Below are 22,307 nucleotides of genomic sequence, written 5' to 3'. Positions count from 1 at the left end.
ACGCCTACTGGCGCACCTCGCCCTCACCCAGCACCACCCACTTGAGCGAGGTCAGGCCCTCGATGCCCACCGGCCCGCGGGCGTGGAATTTGTCGGTACTGATGCCGATCTCCGCGCCCAGTCCGTACTCGAAGCCATCAGCAAAGCGCGTGCTGGTGTTGACCATGCAACTGGCCGAATCCACCTCGCGCAGGAAGCGCTGGGCATGGCGGTGGTCGGTGGTCAAAATCGCATCGGTGTGGTGGCTGCCGTAATGGTTGATCCAGGCGATGGCCTCGTCCAGCCCTGCCACCACCTTGATGCTGATGATGGGCGCCAGGTACTCCTCGGACCAATCGGATTCGTGCGCCAGCTTGACGTATTTCTTCGCGCTCATCGACGCATAGGCCTTGACGATGTCGTTGCCCGGGTGCGCGGGCGCCAGAATGGCCGCCGCCTCCGCGTCGCAACGCATCTCCACCTCCCTCGCGACAAAGATCGCCCCCATGCGCGGCAAAAATTCGTGCGCCACGCCACGCGCCACCAACAGGCTTTCGGTTGCGTTGCAGGGGCTGACTTTCTGCGTCTTGGCGTTCTCCACCACCTTGAGCGCCAGCACGATGTCGCAGGGGTCGTCGACATAGCTGTGGCAATTGCCGTCCAGGTGCTTGATCACCGGCACGCGCGCCTCGCGGCTGATGCGTTCGATCAATCCCTTGCCGCCGCGCGGGATCACCACATCCACATATTGCGGCATGGCGATCAACTGGCCCACCGCCGCACGGTCCGTCGTCTGTACCAGCTGCACGCCGTGCTCGGGCAGGCCTGCCTCCACCAGCGCCTGCACCACCAGCGCAGCAAGCGCTCGATTGGAATGAATGGCCTCCGAGCCGCCGCGCAAGATTGCCGCGTTGCCGCTCTTGATCGACAGGCTCGCCGCTTCGATCGTCACGTTGGGGCGGCTCTCGTAGATCATGCAGAACACCCCGATCGGCACGCGCATCTGGCCGACGCGGATACCGCTCTCCTGCTGCTTCATGCCGATGATCTCGCCAATGACGTCGGGCATCGCGGCGAGCTGCTCACAGCCCAGCGCGCAAGTCTCTATCACCTGGGGCGTGAGGCGCAGGCGATCGACCATGGGCGCCGCCAGGCCCGCGGCCCCGGCCTGCTCCAGGTCGTGCGCGTTGGCCTCGGCCAGTGGTCCACCGCTTTCGCGCAACCGTCGTGCGAGCGCCAGCAAAGCCTTGTTTTTGATAGCTGTTGACGCAGACGCCATAAGCGCTGCAGCCTGTTTTGCCTGCAGTCCCAGTGATTCGGTGTATTCGGCGATGTTCAGGGCGTTCATGCACGGATTTTGACGCAATCGGCGCCGCGACCAACGGGGTGCTCAGGCCGCCAGCCCGAAGCGCTGGCGCAGCCCCGCCAGCAGCGCCTCTTCCCCGATCTGCTGACGCATCTGCATCACCTGCTGCGCGTCAGCGCCCACCACGTAGCGCACCTGGCTGCTCCCATCCGTGGCCGCGCCATGCAACGCCTGCGCCAGCTGCTGCGCCGACGACGCCGCACCACCACTGGCACGGTTGGATGCAAACGTGGCCTGCACCTTGGCGATCGAATCGGCGTAGGGTCCACCGTCGCCCTCGAAGGTGCGCACCATCGAGCGGCCCGAGAAATCCGTCGCCACCGCGCCCGGCGCGAACACCTTCACGCGGATGCCCAGCGGCGCGAGCTCGTGGCTCAGCGATTCAGAAAACCCCACCACCGCGTACTTGGACGCCGCGTACAGCGAATACAGCGGCATCGCCACCAGCCCGGTGAGCGAGGCGATGTTGATGAGCACCCCGCTGCCCTGCGCGCGCATGCCTGGCAGCACCGCGCGCGTGACGGCAAACACGCCTTCCACATTGGTGGCGAACTGTTGGCGAATCGCCTCTGGCGTGGCCGTCTCGAACGGACCAAACAGCCCATAGCCCGCGTTGTTGATCAGCACGTCGATACGGCCAAAGCGCTTGATGGCTTGCCCCACCGCCGCATTCACCGACGCCTGATCGGTCACATCGAGCGCGAATGCCTCAACGCAGCCGCTGCCCCGATCGAACCGTGCCTGCGCTGGCGTGCGCAGCGTCGCCGCCACGTTCCAGCCCCGGTCTGCAAAGCACTGCACCGCGGCAGCGCCAATACCGGAAGAACAACCGGTGATGAGGACCGTGGATGGCATGTCGCTATCTCCTTGGATGGCTGGTGTTCGCGGTGCGCGCTCGGCGCGCCGCAGCACGCCAAACATAGCATCTGCTCGCGGGCGGATGTATCGGGATGTTCGGCGCCGCTAGGAGCGTGGGCGGCAGAAGGCGTCGATTGCGAAAATGGGCTCCGGCGAGGACAGTTTTTGCCGGATTCGCAGGCTCATAGCTCCGCTATGGGTCAAGAAGCCGGTGAGAAATGGACCGCTGCGGCACATTTGCAGCCGACGTCCCTTCTGCCGCCCACGCTCCTAGCCCAGAGCTGCCACCAGCGCCGCAAGTGCAGCCCCCACCGGTTCCTGCACCTTGAGCGCCAGCCATGGGTCGGCCCGCGTCAGCCCCAGATTCACCGCCGCCATCGGCTTGCCCCACTCTGCGGCGGCGCGGGCGAAGCGAAAGCCCGAATACACCATGAGCGAGGAACCAGCGACAAGCAACGCATCGGCCGCCTGCAGCGCGGCCATCGCCGCATCAACCCGCGCACGCGGGACGTTTTCGCCAAAGAACACCACATCCGGTTTGAGCACGCCACCGCAGGCCGGACACTGCGGCACCTGAAAACCGGAAAAGTCCACGCCGTCCAGACAGGCATCGCCATCGGGCGCCGCAGCCACGCCCTGCGGCACATACGCACGCAACCAGTCGCCATTGGCCGCCTGCAGCCACTGCTGCAAATCGTGGCGCGCCACGCTGGCAGCGCAAGCCAGGCAGCGCACGCCATCGAGCCGGCCATGCAGGTCGATGACGCGCTGACTGCCTGCCGCACCGTGCAGGCCATCCACATTCTGTGTGACGAGCAAGCGCACATGCCCCGCCGCCTCCAGCTGCGCCAGCGCGGTATGCGCGGGCCCCGGTCTGCTGGCAGCCATGCGCGGCCAGCCGATCATCGAGCGCGCCCAGTAGCGCTGGCGCGCCGCGTGCTCGCGCGCGAAGGCCTGATACGTCATGGGCGCGGGGCGCTTCCACTGGCCGTCCTCGTCGCGGTAGTCGGGGATGCCGCTTTCGGTGCTGCAGCCGGCGCCGGTCAGTACCAACAGGCGCGGGTGGCGCGCCATGAATTGGGCAAGTTGCGCGATGGCAGCGCTCATGGAGAGCGATGATGACTCAGATGCATACCCACCTTCAGCAATTGCAAATCAAGCGCCAATAGCTATCAATTTGGAATGGCTTGCCGCACTGCCTGCGGGCAGTTTGAACACCGCCACCGCATCCACCAGCTCCTGCGCCTGGCCCTTGAGGCTGGTCGCGGCCGCCGCCATTTCCTCCACCAGCGCGGCGTTTTGCTGCGTCACCTGATCCATCTGGCTGATGGCTTCGCCGATCTGGCCTATGCCCTGGCTCTGCTCGGAACTCGCGACGCTGATCTCGCCCATGATGTCGGTCACGCGGCGGATGCTGGTCACCACCTCGCTCATCGTCGTGCCCGCCTGACCCGCCTGCACCGTGCCCGCCTCCACGCGTTCGACACTCTCGGTGATGAGCTGCTTGATCTCCTTGGCCGCCTCGGCCGCACGCCCGGCCAGTGAGCGCACCTCGCCCGCGACCACCGCAAAGCCGCGGCCCGCCTCGCCCGCGCGAGCGGCCTCCACGGCGGCATTGAGCGCCAGGATGTTGGTTTGAAACGCGATGCCGTCGATCACCGAAATGATGTCAGCGATCTTGTGCGAGCTCTCGCTGATCTGCTGCATGGTGCTGACCACCTGCGAGACCACCTGCCCGCCCTGCTCGGCCACCCTGGAGGCGCTCACCGCCAACTGATTGCCTTGACGTGCGTTGGCCGCGTTCTGCTCCACCGTGGAAGTGAACTCCTCCATCGAAGCCGCGGTTTGCTCCAGCGCGCTCGCCTGCGATTCGGTGCGTGCGCTCAGGTCGTGGTTGCCCTGGGCGATCTCGGTACTCGCGGTTGCCACCGAATCACTGCCCTGGCGCACCGTGGCCACCACGCGCACCAACCCGTCTTCCATCGTGGCGAGCGACTGCAGCAGGCGCGCCACCTCGTTCGTGCCCTGGGCGTGGATGGGCTGCGTCAAATCGCCCCGCGCGGTGGCCTCGGCAACGCGCACTGCCTGCTGAATCGAGGCGATCAAATGGCTGAAGGTGCTGTAGAGCAGCGCGAACAGCAACAGCAGCGCGACGGCGGTAGTGCCCATCTGCCACCAGCGCCAGGTCTGCGCCGTTGCCTCCGCCGCGTCGATCGCCCCCGAGGTACGCGCCTGCAGCAGCTTGTAGAACTCGCCCACCGGCTCCATGATGCTGGCCTTGGTGCGGTGGTAGTCGGCGTTGTGCAGCATCTCGCGCGCCTTGGCCGGGTCGGCCTCGCCCTGGGTGAAGCCGCCCTTGCCATCGGCCACCAGGCCCTTCACCAGATTCATGGCCACGGTTTCCGTCTGCACCAGCGTGGCCGAGCGGTTCGAGGACTCGGCCAGCTTGGCCAGCTCCGCCTCGGTAAAGCCCGCGCGCTTCATCATGTCGATGAGGGAGATGCGCTCACCCGGCTGGCCCGGCAGCTGCATGTCCGCCGCGCGGAAATCCCAGTAAATGCCCTCATACCCGGCCGGGCGCGGCAGGGTGCCGGCGCGGATGCCGACCACCTCGTTGTATTGCTTCTCCCATTTCGGATCGCCTGTCACCACGTAGGTGCGCGCCAGGCGTGTCAAGTCGTCCGAGGTCTGGCGCAGCTCGTCGGCCAGCAGGTAGGAGTCGTAGCGATTGGCCCGCGCTTCGGAAATCGCGCCGTTGGCGCGATTCACGCCCCACTGCGTCACCGCGAGGATCACGACTACCAGCAGCAGCATGCCGATCAGGATCAATGATTGCTGTCGCAGGTTGAGGCGGTTGATGAGGCTCATGTTGTTTGCTCACAAAAATGAAGTGCCTCTTTTTAACCTAGAAACGGCAGTTGGATGCGCCCACCAGTGCCGCTGGTGGCGTGCCAGGCAAGACGCGACGACGACGCAGGCTACTGCCTGCAAGGAGAAGCAACGCCGCATGGCGCGGCAACAGTGGTGCTGGCGTAGCGCTTTCACCCAAGCGGTGAACGCGATCGAAGCCAAAAAACTCAGCATTCATGCGGGTTGCCCAACAATGACAAGCGGTCAACTGCCGTTTCTAGGTTTAACCGACTACAGGCCGGTTTCCGCCAATTTCCGAGAATCGGTAGGGAAAAATTCAGTGCCGCGCCAGCTGGCACAGCTGCTGCGCCAGCCGCGCCAGCGCCTGCCACGGCTCGGTGGGCCAGCCCGGCGCCTTCAAGCCCTTGACGATGCCGTCAACGCGGTGCGCGGCCATCAACAGCTGCGCCAGGCGACGCGCGTTCAGCCGCGGCAGCAGGTGCTCGTACAGGCGCTCCTTTTTGCCCCAGACGCGTGCCTCGCGCAGCGCCAGCGGCAGCGGGCGGCCCGCATCCATCGCCGCGCGCACGCGCGCGAGCTGGCGGATGTCTTCGGCCAGCGCCCAGTGCACCAGCACCTCGGCCTCGCCCTCGGCGCGCAGGCCGTCGAGCATGCGCTGCACGCGCGCCGCCTGCCCGGCGAGCACCGCCTCGGAAAGCTGAAACACGTCATAGCGCGCAACGTTGAGCACGCTGGATTCGACCTGCTCGGCGCTGAGTTCGCCTGCCGGGTACAGCAGCGCGAGTTTCTGAATTTCCTGGTGCGCCGCGAGCAGATTGCCCTCCACACGATCGGCAAAGAACTGCAGCGTGTGCTGGCCCTCGCTGCCTACGGCCACGCGCTGGCCTTGCGCAGCCAGGCGCGTGGCAATCCAGCCCGGCAATTGCTCGCGGGCGATGGGCTCGATGGCGATGCCGACGCCCGCGCCCTCCAGCGCGGTGAACCAGGCGCTTGAGCGCGTGGCCTTGTCCACCCGCGGCAGGCTCACCAGCGTGAGCACGCTGTCGTTGCCCTGCGCGCTGGCCGCAATCTGCTGCAGGGCGACAGATCCATCCTTGCCGGGTTTGCCGCTCGGGATGCGGATCTCGATGATCTGGCGGTCGGCAAACAGGCTCAGGCTGCCAGCGGCGGCAAGCACCGCGCTCCAGTCGAAATGCGCGCCCTGCACGGTGTAGCTGCTGCGTTCGCTGTAGCCGCGTTCGCGCGCGCTGGCGCGGATGGCGTCCTGCGCCTCCTGCTGCAGCAGCGGTTCGTCGCCATGCAGCAGGTACAGTGGCTTGAGACCTTTGCCCAGGTGCGCTTCAAGCTGGTTCAAGGCAAGCTGCACGGGCGCTCCTCAGGCCAGCGTCACTGCGGCGCCTTCACCGCCGCCAGGCGGCGCACGATTTGCTGCACCAGATCGGTCGCCATGTTGCGGTAGAGCAGCGCTTCTTCCGACTCCTTGGCAAGTGAGACGGATTCGTTGTAGCTCACGTCCTCGGTGCGGGCCAGGCGCGTATCGCCCAGCCACTCGCGTCCGTGCTGCCCCTTGAGACGAAAGTGCACCGAAAGGCCCAGCTGCAGTTCGCGCACCTGGCCGGCGCTGGTCAGGCCCACCACGGTACGCGTTCGCTGCTCGCCAAAGAGCTCCAGTTGCGCCTCGGCCTGCGGGCTCTGCGCGGCGTCAGTGATGAGCAGCAGATGACCGCCGGCGCCTTGCAGCGTGCGGATCATCTCCTTGTTGAGCGAGGTGCCGGACGGCGCCACATACAGCGAGTTGAAGGCGAAGTTCGGCGCACCGCGCAGGTGAAAGCCGCACGCGGCCAGCGGCGCACTGGCGCACAACGTGAGCAAGGAACGCCTGCGCATGCGGCTCACACCACGATGTTGACGAGGCGCCCAGGCACGACGATGACCTTCTTCGGCGCCGCGCCTTGCAGGTATTTCTGCGCCTCGGGGTTGGCCAGCGCCACCTGCTCGATCGTCGCCTTGTCGGCATCCGCGCTCACGCGAATCGCACCGCGCAGCTTGCCGTTCACTTGCAACATCAGCTCGATCTCGTCTTGCTTGAGCGCGTCGGGATCGACCTTGGGCCAGGGTGCATCGAGCAGTTCGCCCAATGTGCCCGCATAGCCCAGTTCCTGCCAGAGCACGTGCGTGAGGTGCGGCGTGGCCGGGTAGAGCACGCGCAGCAGAATGGAAAAACCCTCGATCAGCGCCACCTGCGCGCCTGCGTCTTCCAGCGCCTTGTAGCCCTCCAGCGCGTTGAGCATCTTCATCGCGCCCGAGACCACGGTGTTGTACTGCATGCGCTGGTAGTCGTAATCCACCTGTTTGAGCACGCCGTGGATCTCCAGCCGCAGCGCCTTCGCATGCTTGCCGAATTCAAGGTCTTTCAGGCTTGCAGCGCGCGCCACGCTTGGGCCGACAGCTTCCATATCCATAGTGGACAGCTTGCTGCCAAAGCCCCAGACGCGGCGCAGGAAGCGGCTGCTGCCCTCCACCGCCGAGTCGTTCCATTCCAGCGTGAGTTCTGGCGGCGAGGTGAACATGGTGTACAGCCGCGCGGTGTCGGCACCGTACTTTTCGATCAGCTCCTGCGGATCAACGCCATTGTTCTTGGACTTGGACATCGTGCCCACGCCCTCGTAATCGATCGCCGTGCCCACCGGCAACAAGCCATCGCCGCTTTCGGCCGGATGAATCAGCCGCGCGCCGACGATCTTGCCCGCCCCATCCAACACGTGCTCGACATCCTTGGGCCAGAAATAGTCCTTGCCACCCTTGGCGGTGCGGCGGCTGTAGATGTGGTTCAAGACCATGCCCTGCGTGAGCAGGCGGGTGAAGGGCTCATCGACCTTCACCAGACCCAGGTCACGCATCACCTTGGTCCAGAAGCGCGCGTACAGCAGGTGCAGGATGGCGTGCTCGATGCCGCCGATGTACTGGTCCATGCCGCTGCCGCCAGTGGCATGGTGCTGATCCCGCATCCAGTACGCCGTACCGTCCGCCACCATCGCCTGATCGTTCTTCGGATCGCAATAGCGCATGAAGTACCACGAGCTGTCAACGAAGGTGTCCATCGTGTCGGTCTCGCGCCGCGCCTCTTTGCCGCAGCACGGGCAGGCGACCTTGAAGAAAGCCTCGCATTTGGTCAAAGGATTGCCGCTGCCATCGGGCACCAGGCCTTCCGGCAGCACCACCGGCAAATCCTTCTCGGGCACCGGCACCACGCCGCACGAGGGGCAATGAATGATGGGAATCGGCGTGCCCCAGTAGCGCTGGCGACTGACGCCCCAGTCGCGCAGGCGCCAGGTGGTTTTCTTTTCGCCCAGGCCCTTGGCCGCGAGCAGTTCGGCTACCTTGTCGACCGCCTGCGCATACGGCAGGCCATCGAGTCCATCCGAATGCACGCACACGGCTTTTTGCTTGTCGCCGTACCACTCCTGCCAGCCGTCAAGCGAGAAATTTTCGCCCTCCACGGCGACCACCTGCTGGATAGGCAGGCCGTATTTTTTTGCAAACGCAAAGTCGCGCGCATCGTGTGCCGGCACGCCCATCACCGCGCCGTCGCCGTAGCTCATCAAGACGTAGTTGCCGACCCAGACTTCGACCGGCTTGCCGGTGAGCGGGTGCGTCACGAACAAACCCGTGGGCAGGCCCTCTTTTTCTTTCAGCGCCAGCTCGGCTTCGGTGGTGCCGCCTTCCTTGCAGTGCGCGATGAAGGCCGCCAGCTTCGGGTTGCTCGCCGCCGCATGCGCCGCCAGCGGGTGCTCGGGCGCGACGGCGCAAAAGGTCACGCCCATGATTGTGTCGGCGCGGGTGGTGAAGACATGCATCTTGCCGCCCTGGATCAAGGCGCCGTCCGCTCCCTTGATGTCATGCGTGAAGGCAAAACGCACGCCGCTACTCTTGCCGATCCAGTTCTCCTGCATCAGCCGCACCTTGTCGGGCCAGCCGGTGAGCGTGGCCTTCTCGCCACCCAACTGCACATGATCCAGCAGCTCTTGCGCGTAGTCGGTGATCTTCAGGTAGTAGCCCGGAATCTCGCGCTTTTCCACCAGCGCCCCGGTGCGCCAGCCCCTGCCGTCGATCACCTGCTCATTGGCGAGCACCGTCTGATCGACCGGGTCCCAGTTGACCACCTGCGTCTTGCGGTAGGCGATGCCTTTTTCCAGCATCTTCAGGAACAGCCATTGGTTCCACTTGTAATACTCGGGCGAGCAGGTCGCAACCTCGCGGCTCCAGTCGATCGCCAGGCCCATGGCCTGCATCTGGCCCTTCATGTAGGCGATGTTGTCCCAGGTCCACTTGGCGGGCGGCACCTTGTTTTTCAGCGCCGCGTTCTCGGCCGGCAGGCCGAACGCGTCCCAGCCCATCGGCATCAGCACGTTGAACCCCTGCATGCGCAGGCTGCGCGTGAGCATGTCGTTGATGGTGTAGTTGCGCACATGGCCCATGTGCAGCTTGCCGCTGGGGTAGGGCAGCATCGAGCAGGCGTAGAACTTCTTCCGGTTCTCGTCTTCGCTCACGCGGTAGGCATCGATGGCGTTCCAGTGTTCGCGCGCGGCGCGCTCCACGGCGGCGGGGTCGTATTTGTCTTGCATGGCTGCGGGGGAAAAACAAACGGCCGCGCAGGAAAAGGCGCGGCGGCAATCGATTCTAGGCGTTCGCCCGGCCGCACCCGGCCAGCAGGGCAAGCACGGCCAGCACACGGCAAGCGTGCCACGGCGCACTCAAAGCTTGAACTCATCGAATCGCAATCGGCCAACCCGGCAGAACGGGCCATCGCCGCCAGAGTGCACGCCGTCTTGAACCACCCGCACCTGGACAAGACGCTGCGCCTGGCGCAGCGCGAACTGCTCGCCCTGCGCAAGCGCACCGCTCCCACCCCGCCGAACACCTGTTGGCACTGACCGACAAGGCGGCCCTGCCTGCGGGCAGCCGTGCCATCAGCGTCCAGATCGTGGGCGGGCGCATCAAGATCGGCGCCCTGCATCCGTAACACGGTTTCACCTGGATGGATGCAGGAAAAGCGCCGCAGGACATGCCCGCATACATGGCCTCCGTGTCGATCACGGCGCACGACAAGGGCAAGAGCCGGGGCCAACGGCCTGCCGCCGACCCGATCGCCGCGCGGCGCAAGGAACTCGGGCTGACGGCCGCCGACACCGCCGCCGCTCAGTGCCGACGCGGGGCGTGAAACCTCGTGCACGGCGCCCGCTCGCTCGACGGGATGGGCGCCAGATAACCCCGGTCATCCGCACCGCGGGCCACGGTGGCACAAAAAAGCCCATGCCGCGCTTTTCTGGCGGGTCTCAGAGTCTTGGCGCGACGGCGCGCAGCCACATGCGCTCTTCAGCCTGCAGTTGTTTGTATCGTGTTTCCATCTGTGCAACTTACCTCATGTGAGAGTGTTGCACTTCAAAATTGAGATCGCCCAGGTAAATCACGGCCCTCAAGTAGTCCTTGCGTGTGAGGTAGCGATCGGCCAGACGGAATTCCCAGTCCGCGCGATTACCTGTCCGAAACCAGTCGATCTGGTCAGTCAAGGTTTGTCTGAATAGCTCACTCATCGCTCCGTGGTGACTTTGCAGGCTCTTGTGCGCTACACCTAGTGCCTGTCGTGCCTGTACCGGGTTGCTGCCACGCTCGAAATAGGCGCCTTTGGCCAATTGATCTGCGTGGCTGGCTGGCATGCCATCGGTCTTGAAGAGGTCAGCGAACACACCATAGTTACCGCTTTGGCCGTAGCTCGCCAGGGCTTCGACCCAATCGAGCATTTGCAGCATTGCGCCCAATCGCAACACGGGGGTCTCGCCCGTCTCGGCGTTGGTCATTTCCAGCGCGCCGTAGTACAACTCCTGCACGCGCACACCACGCACATGCGTCAAGTAACGTGCCGCCACCAGCGCTAGCATGGGGAGATGGCGAAAACCGTGGGTCACGTCGAGAATGATTTCCTCACTGGGTTGCAGCACCACAGCCAATTCCGAAAGCACGGCGGCCTGTTCGGCTGAATCTCGGGCGTAAGGAATCAGCAGGCATTGAACCGGCATGCCAAGGCGTTGTGTCAGGATTTCCTCATGGGTGCGCAACAACTCTGGCGTGACGGTTGCACGATCCACGGCGTCGCTCACGACCAGGGTGGCTTCATCGTCGGTGTGCTGATGGTCGAAGAACACGTCCCACATGCTGCCGGCGGTTCCAACCAAAATCAGGCGTTCAGGCTTGGCATATTCAAGCAGCGCCATTCCGAAGAACGGTACTTTGCGTGCGAAGTTTGGCGCAAAACGATAGTTGGCAACTCGGTAGCCAGCGCTGGCATCGGCTCTACTCTTGCCAAGGAAACTTATCAAGGTCGTCATGTGCTGGCCTCCTCTTGTATCAAGACGATGTAGCGTTGCAGCGTAGCACCCAGCGCTTGAAGTTCATCAGCGCTGAGTTCGCGCCCGCGCGCCTGTGCGGGAATTTCCAGCGCCAGATGCCAGTAGGCTGCACCGCGCGCGCAGACCTGCGCCGCCAGATTCACGGGCAGCGTGCCGATGACAGTGTCGCCGGGCTGTACCTGCGCAGGGTCCAAGTGTGGCACGTGCCGGTCAAAGACCGGGCCGTGCTGGCGCATCCAGTGCAGGGCACCGGGGTGACGGCTGACGAACCAGGTGGTCATTCGAACAGGCTGCACAGGAGGCCGATGCCGCTGGCCACGATGACGGCTGGGATGACCACCGGGGCGGCAGCGGTGGCGACGGTGGACAGGCCGACGAGGCTGGCCGTCGTGGCCACCGCGCTCGTCGTTGCTCCGGCAAGCGCCCCGCCGCCCACGGTGGAGATGGTGCTGCGGGTGACGCTCACCTTGTTGCTTCGGGTGATCTTGCGCGAGAGTTTGTCGGCGGCGATGCCGGCGGCGGCGGCTTGGGGGATGGTCATGGTGTGTGTCCTTGTTGCGGGTTGTTTTCGATGGGTGGATTGTTGGCCGACAGGGCCTTTTCCCGAGCTATCGCAAGCTTGCCGTGCGCGGTGCCCTACGAGGGCAAATTTCACGGTGATTGGCTGGTTCACGGCTATGTGTCGTAACATGCAGACAATCAACTCCAGGAGGCGCAGATGAGCATTGCCACCATGAACAGCCGCACCTTTGCGCGGGATGCGGCGGCGGTCAAACGCGCGGCCCAGCAGGGGCCGGTGATCATCACTGAACGCGGCAAGCCAGCGCTGGCGGTGCTCAAGATCGAGGACTATTACCGCCTGACCGGGCAGGTGGGCGGCGAGAGTCTGCTGCTGGCCATGCGGGGGGTGGGTGCGCCCTCGGGGGTCGAGTTGCCTTTGCCCGAACGCCCGGGCGCCGCTGATATCAACCTGCGGATTCCCGAATTTGGCGAACACGAGCCGCGCTGATGTATTTGCTCGACACCAACGTGATCTCCGAGTTGCGCACCGACAAGCCGCAGGCGGATGCGCGTGTGCTGGCCTGGGCGGCCAGCGTGCCACTGGCGGCACAGTACACAAGCGTGCTGACCTGGCTGGAAATTGACATCGGCATCTTGCGGTTGCAACGGCGCGATGCCGCGCAAGCACAGGCTTTGCGCGCGTGGCTGGATGGCGTGCGCGCCCTGTTTGCCGAGCGCAGCTTGCCGGTGGATGACGCGGTGGTGCAGCGCTGCGCGCCGCTGCATGTGCCCGACCCGGCACCGCCGCATGACGCGCTGATCGCTGCCACGGCCTTGCGGCATGGCCTGACGTTGGTGACGCGCAATGTGCGGGATTTTGCGCACATGGGGGTGGCGCTGTTCAACCCTTGGGAGTTTGTTGGGCAGGATTGATATGCAGTGAATCGACGAGCTTCGGAGAGCCCGAGCTCGGCAAGCATGTTGCTCAGCCATCTTTTGTGGCATGGAAGCGGCTCGCTGAAAGGTGTAATTGAAATCAGCACCTCAGACCATCCCGATGTCCACGTTTGACACGCACTATGTGATGTATATACTTTTCGTATATCCATGAGGGACTTCCATGACCTACGCTCGTGTTTTCCAGTCCGGCAACAGCCAGGCCGTGCGCCTGCCCAAGGAATTTCGCTTCAACGCCGAGCAGGTGGAGATCTTCCGCCAGGGCAATGACATTGTGCTGCGCGAGCGCCCTGCCAGCGCTGCGGCCATTTTTGATGCGCTGGCCAGCCTGCCGGCGGACTTTATGCAAGACGGCCGGGATGACGCCCTGCCCCAAGAGCGCGAGGCTTTCTGAATGGCCATCCGCTACCTGCTCGATACCAATATCTGCATCTACATCGCCAAGCACAACCCACCCGCCGTGCGCGCGCGGTTTGAGCAGTTGAGCGCTGACGCGCTGGCCATGTCGGTGGTCACCCTGGGCGAGTTGCAGCACGGCGCAGAAAAAAGCCAGGCCAAGGACAAGGCGTTGGCGGTGCTGCAGCAGTTGCAAGGCGCCATCCAGGTCATGCCCCTGGCGCCCGCCGCCGGTGCGCATTACGGCCAGATCCGCGCCGCCTTGGAGCGCACCGGGCAACCCATCGGCAACAACGACCTGTGGATTGCCGCCCACGCGCGCGCCGAGGGTTTGGTGCTGGTGACCAACAACGAGCGCGAATTTCGCAGGGTGCCCGGCTTGGCGGTGGAGAACTGGGTGGCTGCCGCGTAAGACAACGCGGAACAGGCCTCTCGCAGGTCAGACGCGAAACAGCGCTTCCAGCTGCGCCGCGCTGGCCTGCCCGGCGGCCTCGAAGGCTTGCAGCTTTTGCACCGGCACGCTCTGCACGCGGATGCCCTGGGGCTGGCTGGCGTCGGGCTTGATGACGTAGCCCGTGCCCTGCCCTTCTTGCCAGACCACGGCGTAGCGTGGCTGACCGTGCGTGGCGTAGCCAAGCAGGCGCGTCAGGGCGCGGCTGGTGCCGTTTTCGTGGCCGACGGGGTCGCGCAGCAGCACCAGGGCTTTTTCGGCCGGGTCGTGCAGGCGAGCGGCGAGTTTGGTTTGCCAGAGGGTTTCGTGGTTCATGGGCAGGTCTCAGGCGGGAATGCGGGTGAGTTTTTGTTCTGGCTGATCCAGGAAGGCGTGGACGGTTTGCCAGACGCGTTCAATGCTGGACAGGTGCGGCTGAAAAGCCGGTGGTGGCAGGCAGGGGAGGTGAAAGATCACGCCGACGAGCTGCTTGGGGTTGCCCGGCGCGGGGCGCACCTTGAAGCGCAGGCTGTTGGGAAGACGCAAGTTGCTCTTGTCCCAATCCCAGACCTTGTGGGTGGTAACTGGATAGCTGAGCCAATGACGGTTGTGAACCTGCCCATCCGGGCGCATTTGCGGAAACTCAAAGGTTTTTTGCGTGCGCAGCCCGATCTTGATTTGCGCCAGCTCCCGCATGAGCTTTGTCCAGTCGTCAAACGCAGCGGATTGCCAAATCAGCCGGCGTTGGTTGTCACGACCCAGGGCGTGCGGCCAGTCGAGCTGCAGTGCTTCTTGCCAAGGGCGCATGAAGCGGCTGTCGAGTGCCTCGTCCAGCGCGGGCGAGCCGTTTTCTGGCAGCAGCGAGAACGAGCCCCAGCCATTGCGGCTGCGCCCGCCCAGTGTGCCGTAGAAATTCATCAGCGTCAGCGCCGTGCGGATCGCATCGGCATGCTGGTCGGGTACGGCCAAGCTCAAGATGGCGCTGTCGTTTGCCTGGATGGCGGCTTTGGATTTGAGGCCGGTGCTGCGGGTGGCTGTGTTGTAGGTCAAAGGCCCAAACCCCAGGTACAGATCGCTGCCTACAGGGTTGCGAACTTCAGGGTGCGATACCGCCCCATGCCGAGGCCATTCCTTCAGGTTGCCTTCATTCCAGTGACTCAGGCGCAACCGGATCAAGCTCTGGTGCGAATCCCCGCCATCGGCGGCCACGCCAAACAGCTCGGCCTCGCGCTCACGCAAGGCATCGGGGTTGTAGCGAACTTGCTGGGCCACCGCCACGCGCCACCACTGGCGCAGCAGCGCCTTGATCGGTGGCGTGCGCCACTGCGCCTGCTGGCTGGCGTTTCCCAGAAAGGCGGGGGTCAGGAAGCGAATCTGATAGCTGCAAGTCTTCATGGCCTTGGGAGCAGGGGAACTGGATTCGTTGCATTGTGCAACCCGACGCCAAGCCCCTGAATCACGGCAAGCTTGCCGTGCCGACCAAACTCGTCAGCCGTCGCTCTATGGCCGGGCCGCCGGCTGCGTGGCAAACCCGATGCGCTGCAAGCCAGCGAGTTGCAACGCCTCGATCAGATGGACTACGCGCCCGTAGGGCACCCGGGTGTCGGCCCGCAACTGCACTTCGCTGTCGGGCGCGGTGGCGGCCAGGGAGCGCAGGCGCTCTTGCAGTTGGGTGTCAGACACCGGTTTTTCATCGAAGAAGACCGTGCCCGCCGCGTCCAGCGAGAGCACCAGCGCACCGGCGGCCGTCGCCCCCGGATGGCTTTGCCGCGTCTGCGGCAGATCGAGCCGGATGCTGCTGGCCAGCAGCGGCGCGGCGAGGATGAAGATCACCACCAGCACCAGCATCACGTCCACCAGTGGCGTGACGTTGATCTCGCTCATGGGGCGCGAGGAGGCCGGTTCGGTGAAGCGACCAAAGGCCATGTCAGCGCGCCAAAGGGGGATCGGTCAGCAGCGTGTGCAAGTCATGCGCCAGGCCTTCGAGTTCGGCCTCGACCTCGCCAACCGAGCGGCCAAAGCCGTTGTAGGCCAACACCGCCGGTATCGCTGCCGCCAGGCCCGCAGCCGTCATGATGAGCGCTTCGCCCACCGGGCCCGCCAGGCGCTCGATGCTGATCTGGCCGTTGCCCGCCAACGCGGTGAGCGCATGCTGGATGCCCCAGACGGTGCCCAGCAGACCGACGAAGGGGGCGGTGGCGCCGACGGTGGCGAGCAGCACCTGCCCCCAGCGCAAGCGTGCCAGCGCGCCGTGCAAGGCAGTGCGCAGCGCACGGGTGGCGCGCTGCGCCAGGCTGGCTTGCTGCGCCAGTGCGTCCGAGAGGCTCGACGCCTGCAGGGCGGCGGCTGCCTGCACCAGCGGCCAGACGAGGGCGTGGCGATCAAGCGGGCGCACGTGCTCGGTGGCGGCCTGCAACTGCGGCGCAGCCCAGAGCGCGTTCACGGCGCGCACCATGTCGGTGCGTGCATGCGCCATGAGCCGCAGCTTCACGAGGATGACGACCCAGCTGGCCACCGACATCGCCAGCAGCACGGCGGCGCAGGCCTGGATGACGGCGTCCGCCTCACGCAGCCATTGCAGGGCATTCATGGGCCAGTTTGCCAAACGCCTCAGCGCAGGCCGAGCACGTCGAACATGTCGAACAGCCCGCGCGGCTGGGCCGCGAGCCAACGCACCGCGCGCAGGCTGCCCTGGGCGTAACCGGCGCGGCTGTTGGATTTGTGCGTGATTTCCACGCGCTCGCCGGTACCGGCAAAGAGCACGGTGTGGTCGCCCACGATATCGCCGCCGCGCACGGTGGCAAAGCCTATCGTGCCCTCCTCGCGCTCGCCGGTATGGCCGTAACGTTCGTACACCGCGCGGTCGGCCAGCCGCGTGCCCTGGGCTTCGGCAATCACCTCGCCCATCTTGAGCGCGGTGCCCGAGGGCGCGTCCACCTTGTGCTTGTGGTGCGCCTCGATGATCTCGATGTCGTAGCCGTCGGAAAGCGCCTTGGCGGCAAGCTCCAGCAGCTTCATCGTGACGTTCACGCCCACGCTCATGTTGGGGGCCAGCATGATGGCCGTCTTTTCAGCCGCCAGCGCAAGCTGGGCCTTGCCTGCATCATCAAAACCTGTAGTGCCTATCACCATCTGCACGCCCAACTCGGTGCAGACCTTGGCATGCGCCAGCGTGCCTTCAGGCCGGGTGAAGTCGATCAGCACGTCGCAACCTGCCAGACCCGCGCGCAGGTCCGCGGTGACAAGCACACCGCTGGTGCGACCGAGAAAGGCCGTCGCGTCATGCCCCATGGCCGGGCTGGCCACCACGTCCAGCGCGCCAGCCAGCACGCAATCCGCGCTCTCGCCCACGGCTTCGATCAGCATGCGGCCCATGCGGCCGCTGGCACCGGCAATCGCGATGCGCCGTGCAGTAGTGGAAGTCATGCCATCCTCATTCAGAAAAAACCGGCAGCCGCTTGGCGCCACCGGAGAACATCAGCGGCCCGGGGATTCGAGCGGCGGGTAGCGCGTGCCGGCAGGCGGCGCCGCAGGCTGGGGCGATGCCTTGTCCGTCTCGGTCTGAGCCTTGGGAAAACGCTCCAGCTGCGCCTCGGTAGCCTCCAGTTCAGGCACCTTCACGTCCTTCATGCTGGTGGACAGCGACGCGATGAACTCCTGCTCGGTCGGCATCTCGTCGCCCTCGGTGCGCTCGAACCGGTCCTTGTCGAAAAACACCGTCAGGTGGCGCGCCTGATCCTGCACGCCCTGGCGGCGCAGGGTGAAAACATATTCCCAGCGGTTGGCGTGAAACAGGCTGGTCATCAGGGGAGTGCCCAGGATCTCGCGCACCTGCTGGCGGCTCATGCCCGGCCTGAGCGCATCCACCTGTTCGCGCGTCACCACGTTGCCCTGCACCACCTCCGGCCGGTAAGGCGTGACCATGTTCGCCAACCGCTCGCCCGAACCAGCGCAGCCCGCCAGCAACCCCGCTGCGGGCATGACAACGGCGAGCGCAAGAGCGCCCCAACGGGGAAGGGCTGACATGGTTTTGTGCATCCGGTCTATGATTGTTTTCATTGTAGCGGCAGGCCTGCGCCCGCAAGTCTGCCACCACGGGGCGCCACCACGATGACAAATATTGAAGAGCTCAAGAGCACCGGCCTGAAAGCGACGCTGCCGCGCCTGAAAATTCTGGAAGTCTTTCAACAGGGCTCGCAACGGCACATGACGGCCGAAGACGTGTTTCGCGTACTGCTCGAGGAGCGCTCGGACATCGGGCTGGCCACCGTCTACCGCGTGCTGACGCAGTTCGAGCAGGCAGGCATCCTGATTCGCAGCAACTTCGAGAGCGGCAAGGCCGTCTACGAGCTCAACGAGGGCCAGCACCACGACCATTTCATCTGCACCGGCTGTGGCAAGGTAGAAGAATTTTTCGACAGCGAAATCGAAAAGCGCCAAAAATTGATAGCACAAGAGCGCGGCTGGGAGGTGCACGACCACGCGATGTCACTCTACGGCCTGTGCCAGGCCTGCGCCGCCAAGCGCTGAGGCAGCGCTTTACATTGGCTCGCGGCCGCTGGCCATGAGCTCGCGGTGGCGCTGGACGAATTCCTGGTAGGTATCGATGCCGCGCAGCTGCAGGATGGTGTTGCGCACGGCGGCTTCCACCAGCACCGCGATGTTGCGCCCGGCCACCACCTCGACCACCACCTTGCGGATCGGCACGCCCAGCACATCCTGGTTCAAGGGTTCGCCCGGCAGGCGCTCATAGTCGCGCTCCAGCGTCTCCTTGCGCACCAGGTGCACGATCAGGCGCAGCCGCATGCGCCGGCGCACCGCGTTCTCGCCAAAGATGGCGCGGATGTCCAGCAGCCCGATGCCGCGCACCTCCAGCAGGTTCTGCAGCAGCTCGGGACACTTGCCTTCGATGGTGCTTTGGTTGATGCGGGCCAGATCCACCACATCATCGGCCACCAGGCCATTGCCACGCGTAATCAGCTCCAGCCCGAGTTCGCTCTTGCCCAGACCTGACTCACCAGTGATGAGCACGCCCATGCCCAGGATATCCATGAACACGCCGTGCAGCGAGCTGCGTTCGGCAAAGTGCTTGGAGAGGTAGGCGCGCAGCACGTCGATGACGAACGCGGCCGATTCGGGCGTGGCAAACAAGGGGATCTGCGCACGTTCGCACATTTGGAGCATGGCGTTGGGCGCTTCCTGGGCGTCGGCCAGAACCAGCACCGGCGGCTCGAGTGTGACGATGCGCGCCAGGCGCCGCTTGCAGTCTTGCGCATCGCCGCGCAACAAATAGGCGATCTCGCGCTCGCCAATGATCTGCGCCCGATACGGATGGATGTAGTTCAGGTGCCCGACCAGGTCGGCGCTGGAGCGTGCCGCACGCACCGCACCATCTTCAAAGCAGCGCTCACCCGCCTCCTGCCCGGCCAACCACTGCCAGCGCAGCAGCGAGCGAAATTCCTCGAACAGGGTATCGGCGCGAACGACGTTGGCTTTCATGCTGCCCGCCGCTGCGCCCGGGTCACACCGTGTGCGCGCTTTGCCAGCCGGCGATCAAGCCGTGCAATTCGGCTGCATCGGCACTCGTCTTGATACGGTCGCGCAGCTGGCCATCGCCCAGAAGCTCGGCAATTTCCGAGAGGATTTCCAGGTGCTTCTGGGTTGCCGCTTCGGGCACGAGCAGAAAAATCAGCAAGCGTACCGGCTGCTCATCCGGCGCATCGAAACCGATGGGCTGCGCCAACTGGAACACTGCCGCCATCGGCGACTTGAGGCCCTTGATGCGTCCATGCGGAATCGCCACCCCGTGCCCCAGGCCGGTGGAGCCCAGGCGTTCGCGCGCAAACAGGCTGTCGGTGATCAATGCCCGAGACAGCCCGTGCTGGCTCTCGAACAGCAAACCGGCCTCTTCAAAGGCGCGCTTCTTGCTGGTGGCGTCAACGCCCACGAGCACCTGCGCAGGGGGCAATATGGATGCGAGTCGGTTCATGGCGAATGGGTCGTAATTATGCACAACTAGCGTAAACCCTAGTAACCCGCCTGCGCACGGCGCCCGCCGCCGGGCGGCTGCCGCCGTCACGGCGCGGTGCTATGCTGCGCCGCCCCCACCTCAACAAGCACGCAGCGCACCATGCAAGACGGAACACTGCTGGCGGCCGTGGACCTGGGTTCCAACAGCTTTCGCCTCGAAATCGGCCGCCTCGAACACGGGCACATCCACCGCGTCGAATACCGCAAGGAAACCGTCCGCCAGGGCGGCGGGCTCGATGAGGAGCGCAACCTCACGCCCGACGCCATGCAGCGCGGCTGGGACTGCCTGGCGCGCTTCGCCGAGCGCCTCTCGGGTTTCCCGCGAGGGCATGTGCGCGCCATCGCCACGCAGACCCTGCGCGAGGCGCGCAACCGTGAAGCCTTCATCACCCGCGGCAACCAGATTCTGGGCTTCCCGATCGACGTGGTCTCCGGCCCCGAAGAGGCACGCCTCATCTACCAGGGCGTGGCACGGCTGCTGCCGCAGTCCGACGAGCGGCGGCTGGTGGTGGATGTCGGCGGGCGCTCGACCGAGCTGATCCTGGGCCGGCAGTTCGAGTCCAGCGCCGTCGTCTCCTGCCGCGTCGGCAGCGTGGCCTGGTCGGCGCGCTATTTCGCCGATGGCATGTTCACGCCCAGAGCCTTCGAGATCGCCGAGACCGCCGCCAAGGCGGTGCTCGACGAGGCGGCCCAGCCATACCGCGGTGAACTGTGGGATGTGGCCTACGGCTCTTCGGGCACGGCGGGCGCCATCGGCTCCATGCTTGCCGCGGCCGGCCGGGAACAGGGATACATCACTCGCGCCGGGCTGGACTGGCTGCGCGAGCAGCTGCTGCGCGCCCGCCATGCCGACCGCGTGCGCCTGGAAGGGCTCAAGGACGACCGGCGCCCGGTCATCGGCGGGGGCTTGTGCATCGTGCGCGCGCTCTTCGAGCTGCTGGGTGTCGAGCGGATGGCGGTGGCGCAGGGCGCGCTGCGCCAGGGCGCGCTGTACGACCTGCTGGATCGCGAGCAGCCCGGCACCGACCTGCGGGCGGCCAGCGTGCGCGCACTGATGCGGCGCTTCGCCGTGGACGAGGCGCAGGCCGCTCGCGTGGCACAGCTGGCGCTGCGGCTGTTCGCCGGCGCAGCGCCGCCGGGCAGCGAGCGCGCCGCGCGCAAGCTCCAATGGGCGGCCGAGCTGCACGAGATCGGTTGCCGCATCTCGCACCAAGACTACCACCGCCATGGCGCCTACATCCTTGAGCACGCCGACGCCGTCGGCTTCGCCCTGCCCGAGCTGCACGCCCTGGGCCTGCTGGTGCTGGGCCACCGCGGCAAGCTGCGCAAGCTCGAAGCCGGCCTGGATGACCCGGTGCTGGCGCTGCAGCTCATGTGCCTGCGCACCGCCATCGCGCTGTGCCACGCACGCCGCGCGCCCGACGTGCAAGGCCTGACCCTGCGCCTGGATGGCCGCCGCTGCAGCGTGCGCTCGCGCCCCGGCTGGGCGGCGGCCTTCCCGCAGTCGGCGCACCTGCTGCGCGAGGAGGCGCAGGCCTGGCAGAAAACGCCCTGGGAATACGTGGCCGAGCTGGCGTGATGGCGCGGCGTCTTCAAACGGTATAAACTGTTTATACCGTTTTCAAACCGATCCAGACCATGCCCGCCACCGCCAAAACCCCTCGCGCCCCGGCCGCCAAGACCAAAACCAAAACGGCCGCGGCCGCACCCGCACCGGGCAAGAAGCCCGCTCCGGCCGCCGCCGAGCCCGACGCCAAGCCGCGCAAGCCCAAGCTGGTGCGCGACGGCTTCACCATGCCCAAGGACGAATACGCCGCCATCGACGCGCTCAAGCAGCGCGCGGCGGCGCTGGCGCGCCCGGCCAAGAAGAGCGAGCTGCTGCGCGCCGGCCTGAAGCTGCTCGCCGGCCTGGACGACGCCGCGCTGCTGGTGGCCCTGCAGGCCGTTCCGGCGATCAAGACCGGGCGCCCCAAGGCAGCGAAAAAATAATGGTCAAAAGTGGATAAAGCGCTTGATATACAAGTGCCAGTAGCTCATTTTTCGATAGTTTTCAGAAAAAATCCGGCGAACGCACCGCCAGCAGGATGGTTTCCTCGACCCCCTGCCGCCGCCGGTGCCGCAGCCACCAGACGGCCCCCTTGCGGATCGCGCAATCCGGCGCCTGCAAGCCCAGCAGGCGCGCGGCCGTCTGGCCCAGCAGCGGCTGGTGGCCGACGACCAGCACGGCGCTGCGGGCGTCCGGCCACTGGGCCAGCGTCAGCAGCTCGTCGGGGCTGCCGCCGGGCAGCAGTTCGGCACGCAGCTTGACCTTGCGGCCCAGCGCACGCGCGGTCTGCTCGGCCCGGCGCGCCGGGCTGGCCAGCACGCGCAGACCGTCCGGGAGCTGGCGCTCCAGCCAGACGGCCATGCGCGCGGCCTGTTTCTCGCCACGGTGCGTCAGGGGCCGGGCGATGTCCTCGCCCTCGTCGCCCTCGCTCTCCGCCTCGGCGTGGCGCCAGAGAATCAGGTCCAT

At 65.6% G+C, this 22,307-nt stretch carries 27 protein-coding genes; 8 read left to right on the top strand and 19 right to left on the bottom strand.

Annotated features, from left to right (window positions below; translation table 11 throughout):
* Window positions 1-4: 4 nt before the first annotated feature.
* The 7 genes from ABS45_RS16010 to leuS form a co-directional block, all read right to left on the bottom strand.
* Complete coding sequence (locus ABS45_RS16010) at window positions 5-1,327, bottom strand: glutamate-5-semialdehyde dehydrogenase (RefSeq protein ID WP_291557399.1); 1,323 nt, start codon at window positions 1,325-1,327, stop codon at window positions 5-7.
* Between the two features lie 42 nt (window positions 1,328-1,369).
* The gene (locus ABS45_RS16005; RefSeq protein WP_291557396.1) at window positions 1,370-2,200 is read right to left on the bottom strand and encodes an SDR family oxidoreductase; all 831 of its coding nucleotides are present in this window, start codon (window positions 2,198-2,200) and stop codon (window positions 1,370-1,372) included.
* 273 nt (window positions 2,201-2,473) lie between these two features.
* Window positions 2,474-3,310, bottom strand: a complete 837-nt coding sequence (locus ABS45_RS16000; protein WP_291557395.1) for an NAD-dependent protein deacetylase — start codon at window positions 3,308-3,310, stop codon at window positions 2,474-2,476.
* Window positions 3,311-3,358: 48 nt separating this feature from the next.
* Window positions 3,359-5,071, bottom strand: coding sequence for a methyl-accepting chemotaxis protein (locus ABS45_RS15995; protein ID WP_291557393.1), 1,713 nt, complete (start codon window positions 5,069-5,071; stop codon window positions 3,359-3,361).
* A gap of 319 nt (window positions 5,072-5,390) precedes the next feature.
* Window positions 5,391-6,440 carry a DNA polymerase III subunit delta gene (holA, locus tag ABS45_RS15990; RefSeq protein ID WP_291557392.1) on the bottom strand — a complete coding sequence of 350 codons (1,050 nt, stop codon included), beginning with the start codon at window positions 6,438-6,440 and terminating at the stop codon, window positions 5,391-5,393.
* 20 nt (window positions 6,441-6,460) lie between these two features.
* Window positions 6,461-6,961 (bottom strand): LPS assembly lipoprotein LptE, encoded by a 501-nt coding sequence (gene lptE / locus ABS45_RS15985; protein WP_291557390.1) that lies wholly within the window; start codon window positions 6,959-6,961, stop codon window positions 6,461-6,463.
* A gap of 5 nt (window positions 6,962-6,966) precedes the next feature.
* On the bottom strand, window positions 6,967-9,699 hold the full coding sequence (gene leuS / locus ABS45_RS15980) for a leucine--tRNA ligase (protein WP_291557387.1): 2,733 nt from the start codon (window positions 9,697-9,699) through the stop codon (window positions 6,967-6,969).
* Between the two features lie 413 nt (window positions 9,700-10,112).
* Between leuS and ABS45_RS15975 the strand changes: the two genes are divergently transcribed.
* Entirely contained in the window at window positions 10,113-10,295 is a 183-nt protein-coding gene (locus ABS45_RS15975) for a hypothetical protein (RefSeq protein WP_291557385.1), read from the top strand.
* A gap of 196 nt (window positions 10,296-10,491) precedes the next feature.
* On the opposite strand, the gene csx2 is transcribed toward ABS45_RS15975, so the two are convergent.
* From csx2 to ABS45_RS15960, 3 genes are read right to left on the bottom strand one after another with little or no spacing between them, the layout of a single operon-like run.
* Window positions 10,492-11,460 (bottom strand): TIGR02221 family CRISPR-associated protein, encoded by a 969-nt coding sequence (gene csx2 / locus ABS45_RS15970; RefSeq protein WP_291557383.1) that lies wholly within the window; start codon window positions 11,458-11,460, stop codon window positions 10,492-10,494.
* Window positions 11,457-11,762, bottom strand: a complete 306-nt coding sequence (gene csx16, locus ABS45_RS15965) for a CRISPR-associated protein Csx16 (protein WP_291557381.1) — start codon at window positions 11,760-11,762, stop codon at window positions 11,457-11,459. Before csx16 ends, csx2 begins: the two co-directional genes overlap by 4 nt.
* Window positions 11,759-12,022 carry a hypothetical protein gene (locus ABS45_RS15960; protein ID WP_291557379.1) on the bottom strand — a complete coding sequence of 88 codons (264 nt, stop codon included), beginning with the start codon at window positions 12,020-12,022 and terminating at the stop codon, window positions 11,759-11,761. Before ABS45_RS15960 ends, csx16 begins: the two co-directional genes overlap by 4 nt.
* A gap of 177 nt (window positions 12,023-12,199) precedes the next feature.
* Here ABS45_RS15960 and ABS45_RS15955 point away from each other — a divergent pair, with 177 nt between their 5' ends.
* From ABS45_RS15955 to ABS45_RS15940, 4 genes are all read left to right on the top strand, one after another.
* On the top strand, window positions 12,200-12,490 hold the full coding sequence (locus ABS45_RS15955) for a type II toxin-antitoxin system prevent-host-death family antitoxin (RefSeq protein ID WP_291557377.1): 291 nt from the start codon (window positions 12,200-12,202) through the stop codon (window positions 12,488-12,490).
* Window positions 12,487-12,915, top strand: a complete 429-nt coding sequence (locus tag ABS45_RS15950) for a type II toxin-antitoxin system VapC family toxin (protein ID WP_291557421.1) — start codon at window positions 12,487-12,489, stop codon at window positions 12,913-12,915. Before ABS45_RS15955 ends, ABS45_RS15950 begins: the two co-directional genes overlap by 4 nt.
* Window positions 12,916-13,102: 187 nt before the next feature.
* Window positions 13,103-13,333 carry a type II toxin-antitoxin system VapB family antitoxin gene (vapB, locus tag ABS45_RS15945; RefSeq protein ID WP_291557376.1) on the top strand — a complete coding sequence of 77 codons (231 nt, stop codon included), beginning with the start codon at window positions 13,103-13,105 and terminating at the stop codon, window positions 13,331-13,333.
* Window positions 13,334-13,747 (top strand): type II toxin-antitoxin system VapC family toxin, encoded by a 414-nt coding sequence (locus tag ABS45_RS15940; RefSeq protein WP_291557373.1) that lies wholly within the window; start codon window positions 13,334-13,336, stop codon window positions 13,745-13,747.
* Between the two features lie 27 nt (window positions 13,748-13,774).
* Here ABS45_RS15940 and ABS45_RS15935 read toward each other — a convergent pair whose 3' ends face one another.
* From ABS45_RS15935 to ABS45_RS15910, 6 genes are all read right to left on the bottom strand, one after another.
* Entirely contained in the window at window positions 13,775-14,101 is a 327-nt protein-coding gene (locus ABS45_RS15935; RefSeq protein WP_291557371.1) for a hypothetical protein, read from the bottom strand.
* 9 nt (window positions 14,102-14,110) lie between these two features.
* Complete coding sequence (locus ABS45_RS15930) at window positions 14,111-15,160, bottom strand: RAMP superfamily CRISPR-associated protein (protein WP_291557369.1); 1,050 nt, start codon at window positions 15,158-15,160, stop codon at window positions 14,111-14,113.
* A gap of 105 nt (window positions 15,161-15,265) precedes the next feature.
* Window positions 15,266-15,691, bottom strand: coding sequence for a biopolymer transporter ExbD (locus tag ABS45_RS15925; RefSeq protein WP_291557367.1), 426 nt, complete (start codon window positions 15,689-15,691; stop codon window positions 15,266-15,268).
* Between the two features lies 1 nt (window position 15,692).
* Entirely contained in the window at window positions 15,693-16,355 is a 663-nt protein-coding gene (locus ABS45_RS15920) for a MotA/TolQ/ExbB proton channel family protein (RefSeq protein WP_291557365.1), read from the bottom strand.
* Between the two features lie 20 nt (window positions 16,356-16,375).
* Window positions 16,376-17,191, bottom strand: a complete 816-nt coding sequence (dapB, locus tag ABS45_RS15915) for a 4-hydroxy-tetrahydrodipicolinate reductase (RefSeq protein WP_291557363.1) — start codon at window positions 17,189-17,191, stop codon at window positions 16,376-16,378.
* 51 nt (window positions 17,192-17,242) lie between these two features.
* Window positions 17,243-17,803 carry an outer membrane protein assembly factor BamE gene (locus ABS45_RS15910; RefSeq protein ID WP_291557360.1) on the bottom strand — a complete coding sequence of 187 codons (561 nt, stop codon included), beginning with the start codon at window positions 17,801-17,803 and terminating at the stop codon, window positions 17,243-17,245.
* 72 nt (window positions 17,804-17,875) lie between these two features.
* Here ABS45_RS15910 and fur point away from each other — a divergent pair, with 72 nt between their 5' ends.
* Window positions 17,876-18,295, top strand: a complete 420-nt coding sequence (gene fur / locus ABS45_RS15905) for a ferric iron uptake transcriptional regulator (protein WP_291557357.1) — start codon at window positions 17,876-17,878, stop codon at window positions 18,293-18,295.
* A gap of 9 nt (window positions 18,296-18,304) precedes the next feature.
* Here fur and hprK read toward each other — a convergent pair whose 3' ends face one another.
* Window positions 18,305-19,264, bottom strand: coding sequence for an HPr(Ser) kinase/phosphatase (hprK, locus tag ABS45_RS15900; RefSeq protein ID WP_291557355.1), 960 nt, complete (start codon window positions 19,262-19,264; stop codon window positions 18,305-18,307).
* A gap of 22 nt (window positions 19,265-19,286) precedes the next feature.
* Window positions 19,287-19,754: a PTS sugar transporter subunit IIA gene (locus tag ABS45_RS15895; RefSeq protein WP_291557353.1), complete on the bottom strand. Its 468-nt coding sequence runs from the start codon at window positions 19,752-19,754 to the stop codon at window positions 19,287-19,289.
* Window positions 19,755-19,895: 141 nt separating this feature from the next.
* Here ABS45_RS15895 and ABS45_RS15890 point away from each other — a divergent pair, with 141 nt between their 5' ends.
* Both ABS45_RS15890 and ABS45_RS15885 read left to right on the top strand, forming a co-directional pair.
* Window positions 19,896-21,374, top strand: coding sequence for a Ppx/GppA phosphatase family protein (locus tag ABS45_RS15890; protein WP_291557351.1), 1,479 nt, complete (start codon window positions 19,896-19,898; stop codon window positions 21,372-21,374).
* Between the two features lie 59 nt (window positions 21,375-21,433).
* Window positions 21,434-21,784 carry a hypothetical protein gene (locus ABS45_RS15885; protein WP_024539718.1) on the top strand — a complete coding sequence of 117 codons (351 nt, stop codon included), beginning with the start codon at window positions 21,434-21,436 and terminating at the stop codon, window positions 21,782-21,784.
* Window positions 21,785-21,845: 61 nt separating this feature from the next.
* Here ABS45_RS15885 and ABS45_RS15880 read toward each other — a convergent pair whose 3' ends face one another.
* Complete coding sequence (locus tag ABS45_RS15880; protein ID WP_024539719.1) at window positions 21,846-22,307, bottom strand: histidine phosphatase family protein; 462 nt, start codon at window positions 22,305-22,307, stop codon at window positions 21,846-21,848.

The organism is Comamonas sp. SCN 65-56 (genome assembly GCF_001724135.1).
Lineage (GTDB): Bacteria > Pseudomonadota > Gammaproteobacteria > Burkholderiales > Burkholderiaceae_C > Comamonas_C.
This window is presented reverse-complemented; position numbering and strand designations above follow the sequence as displayed.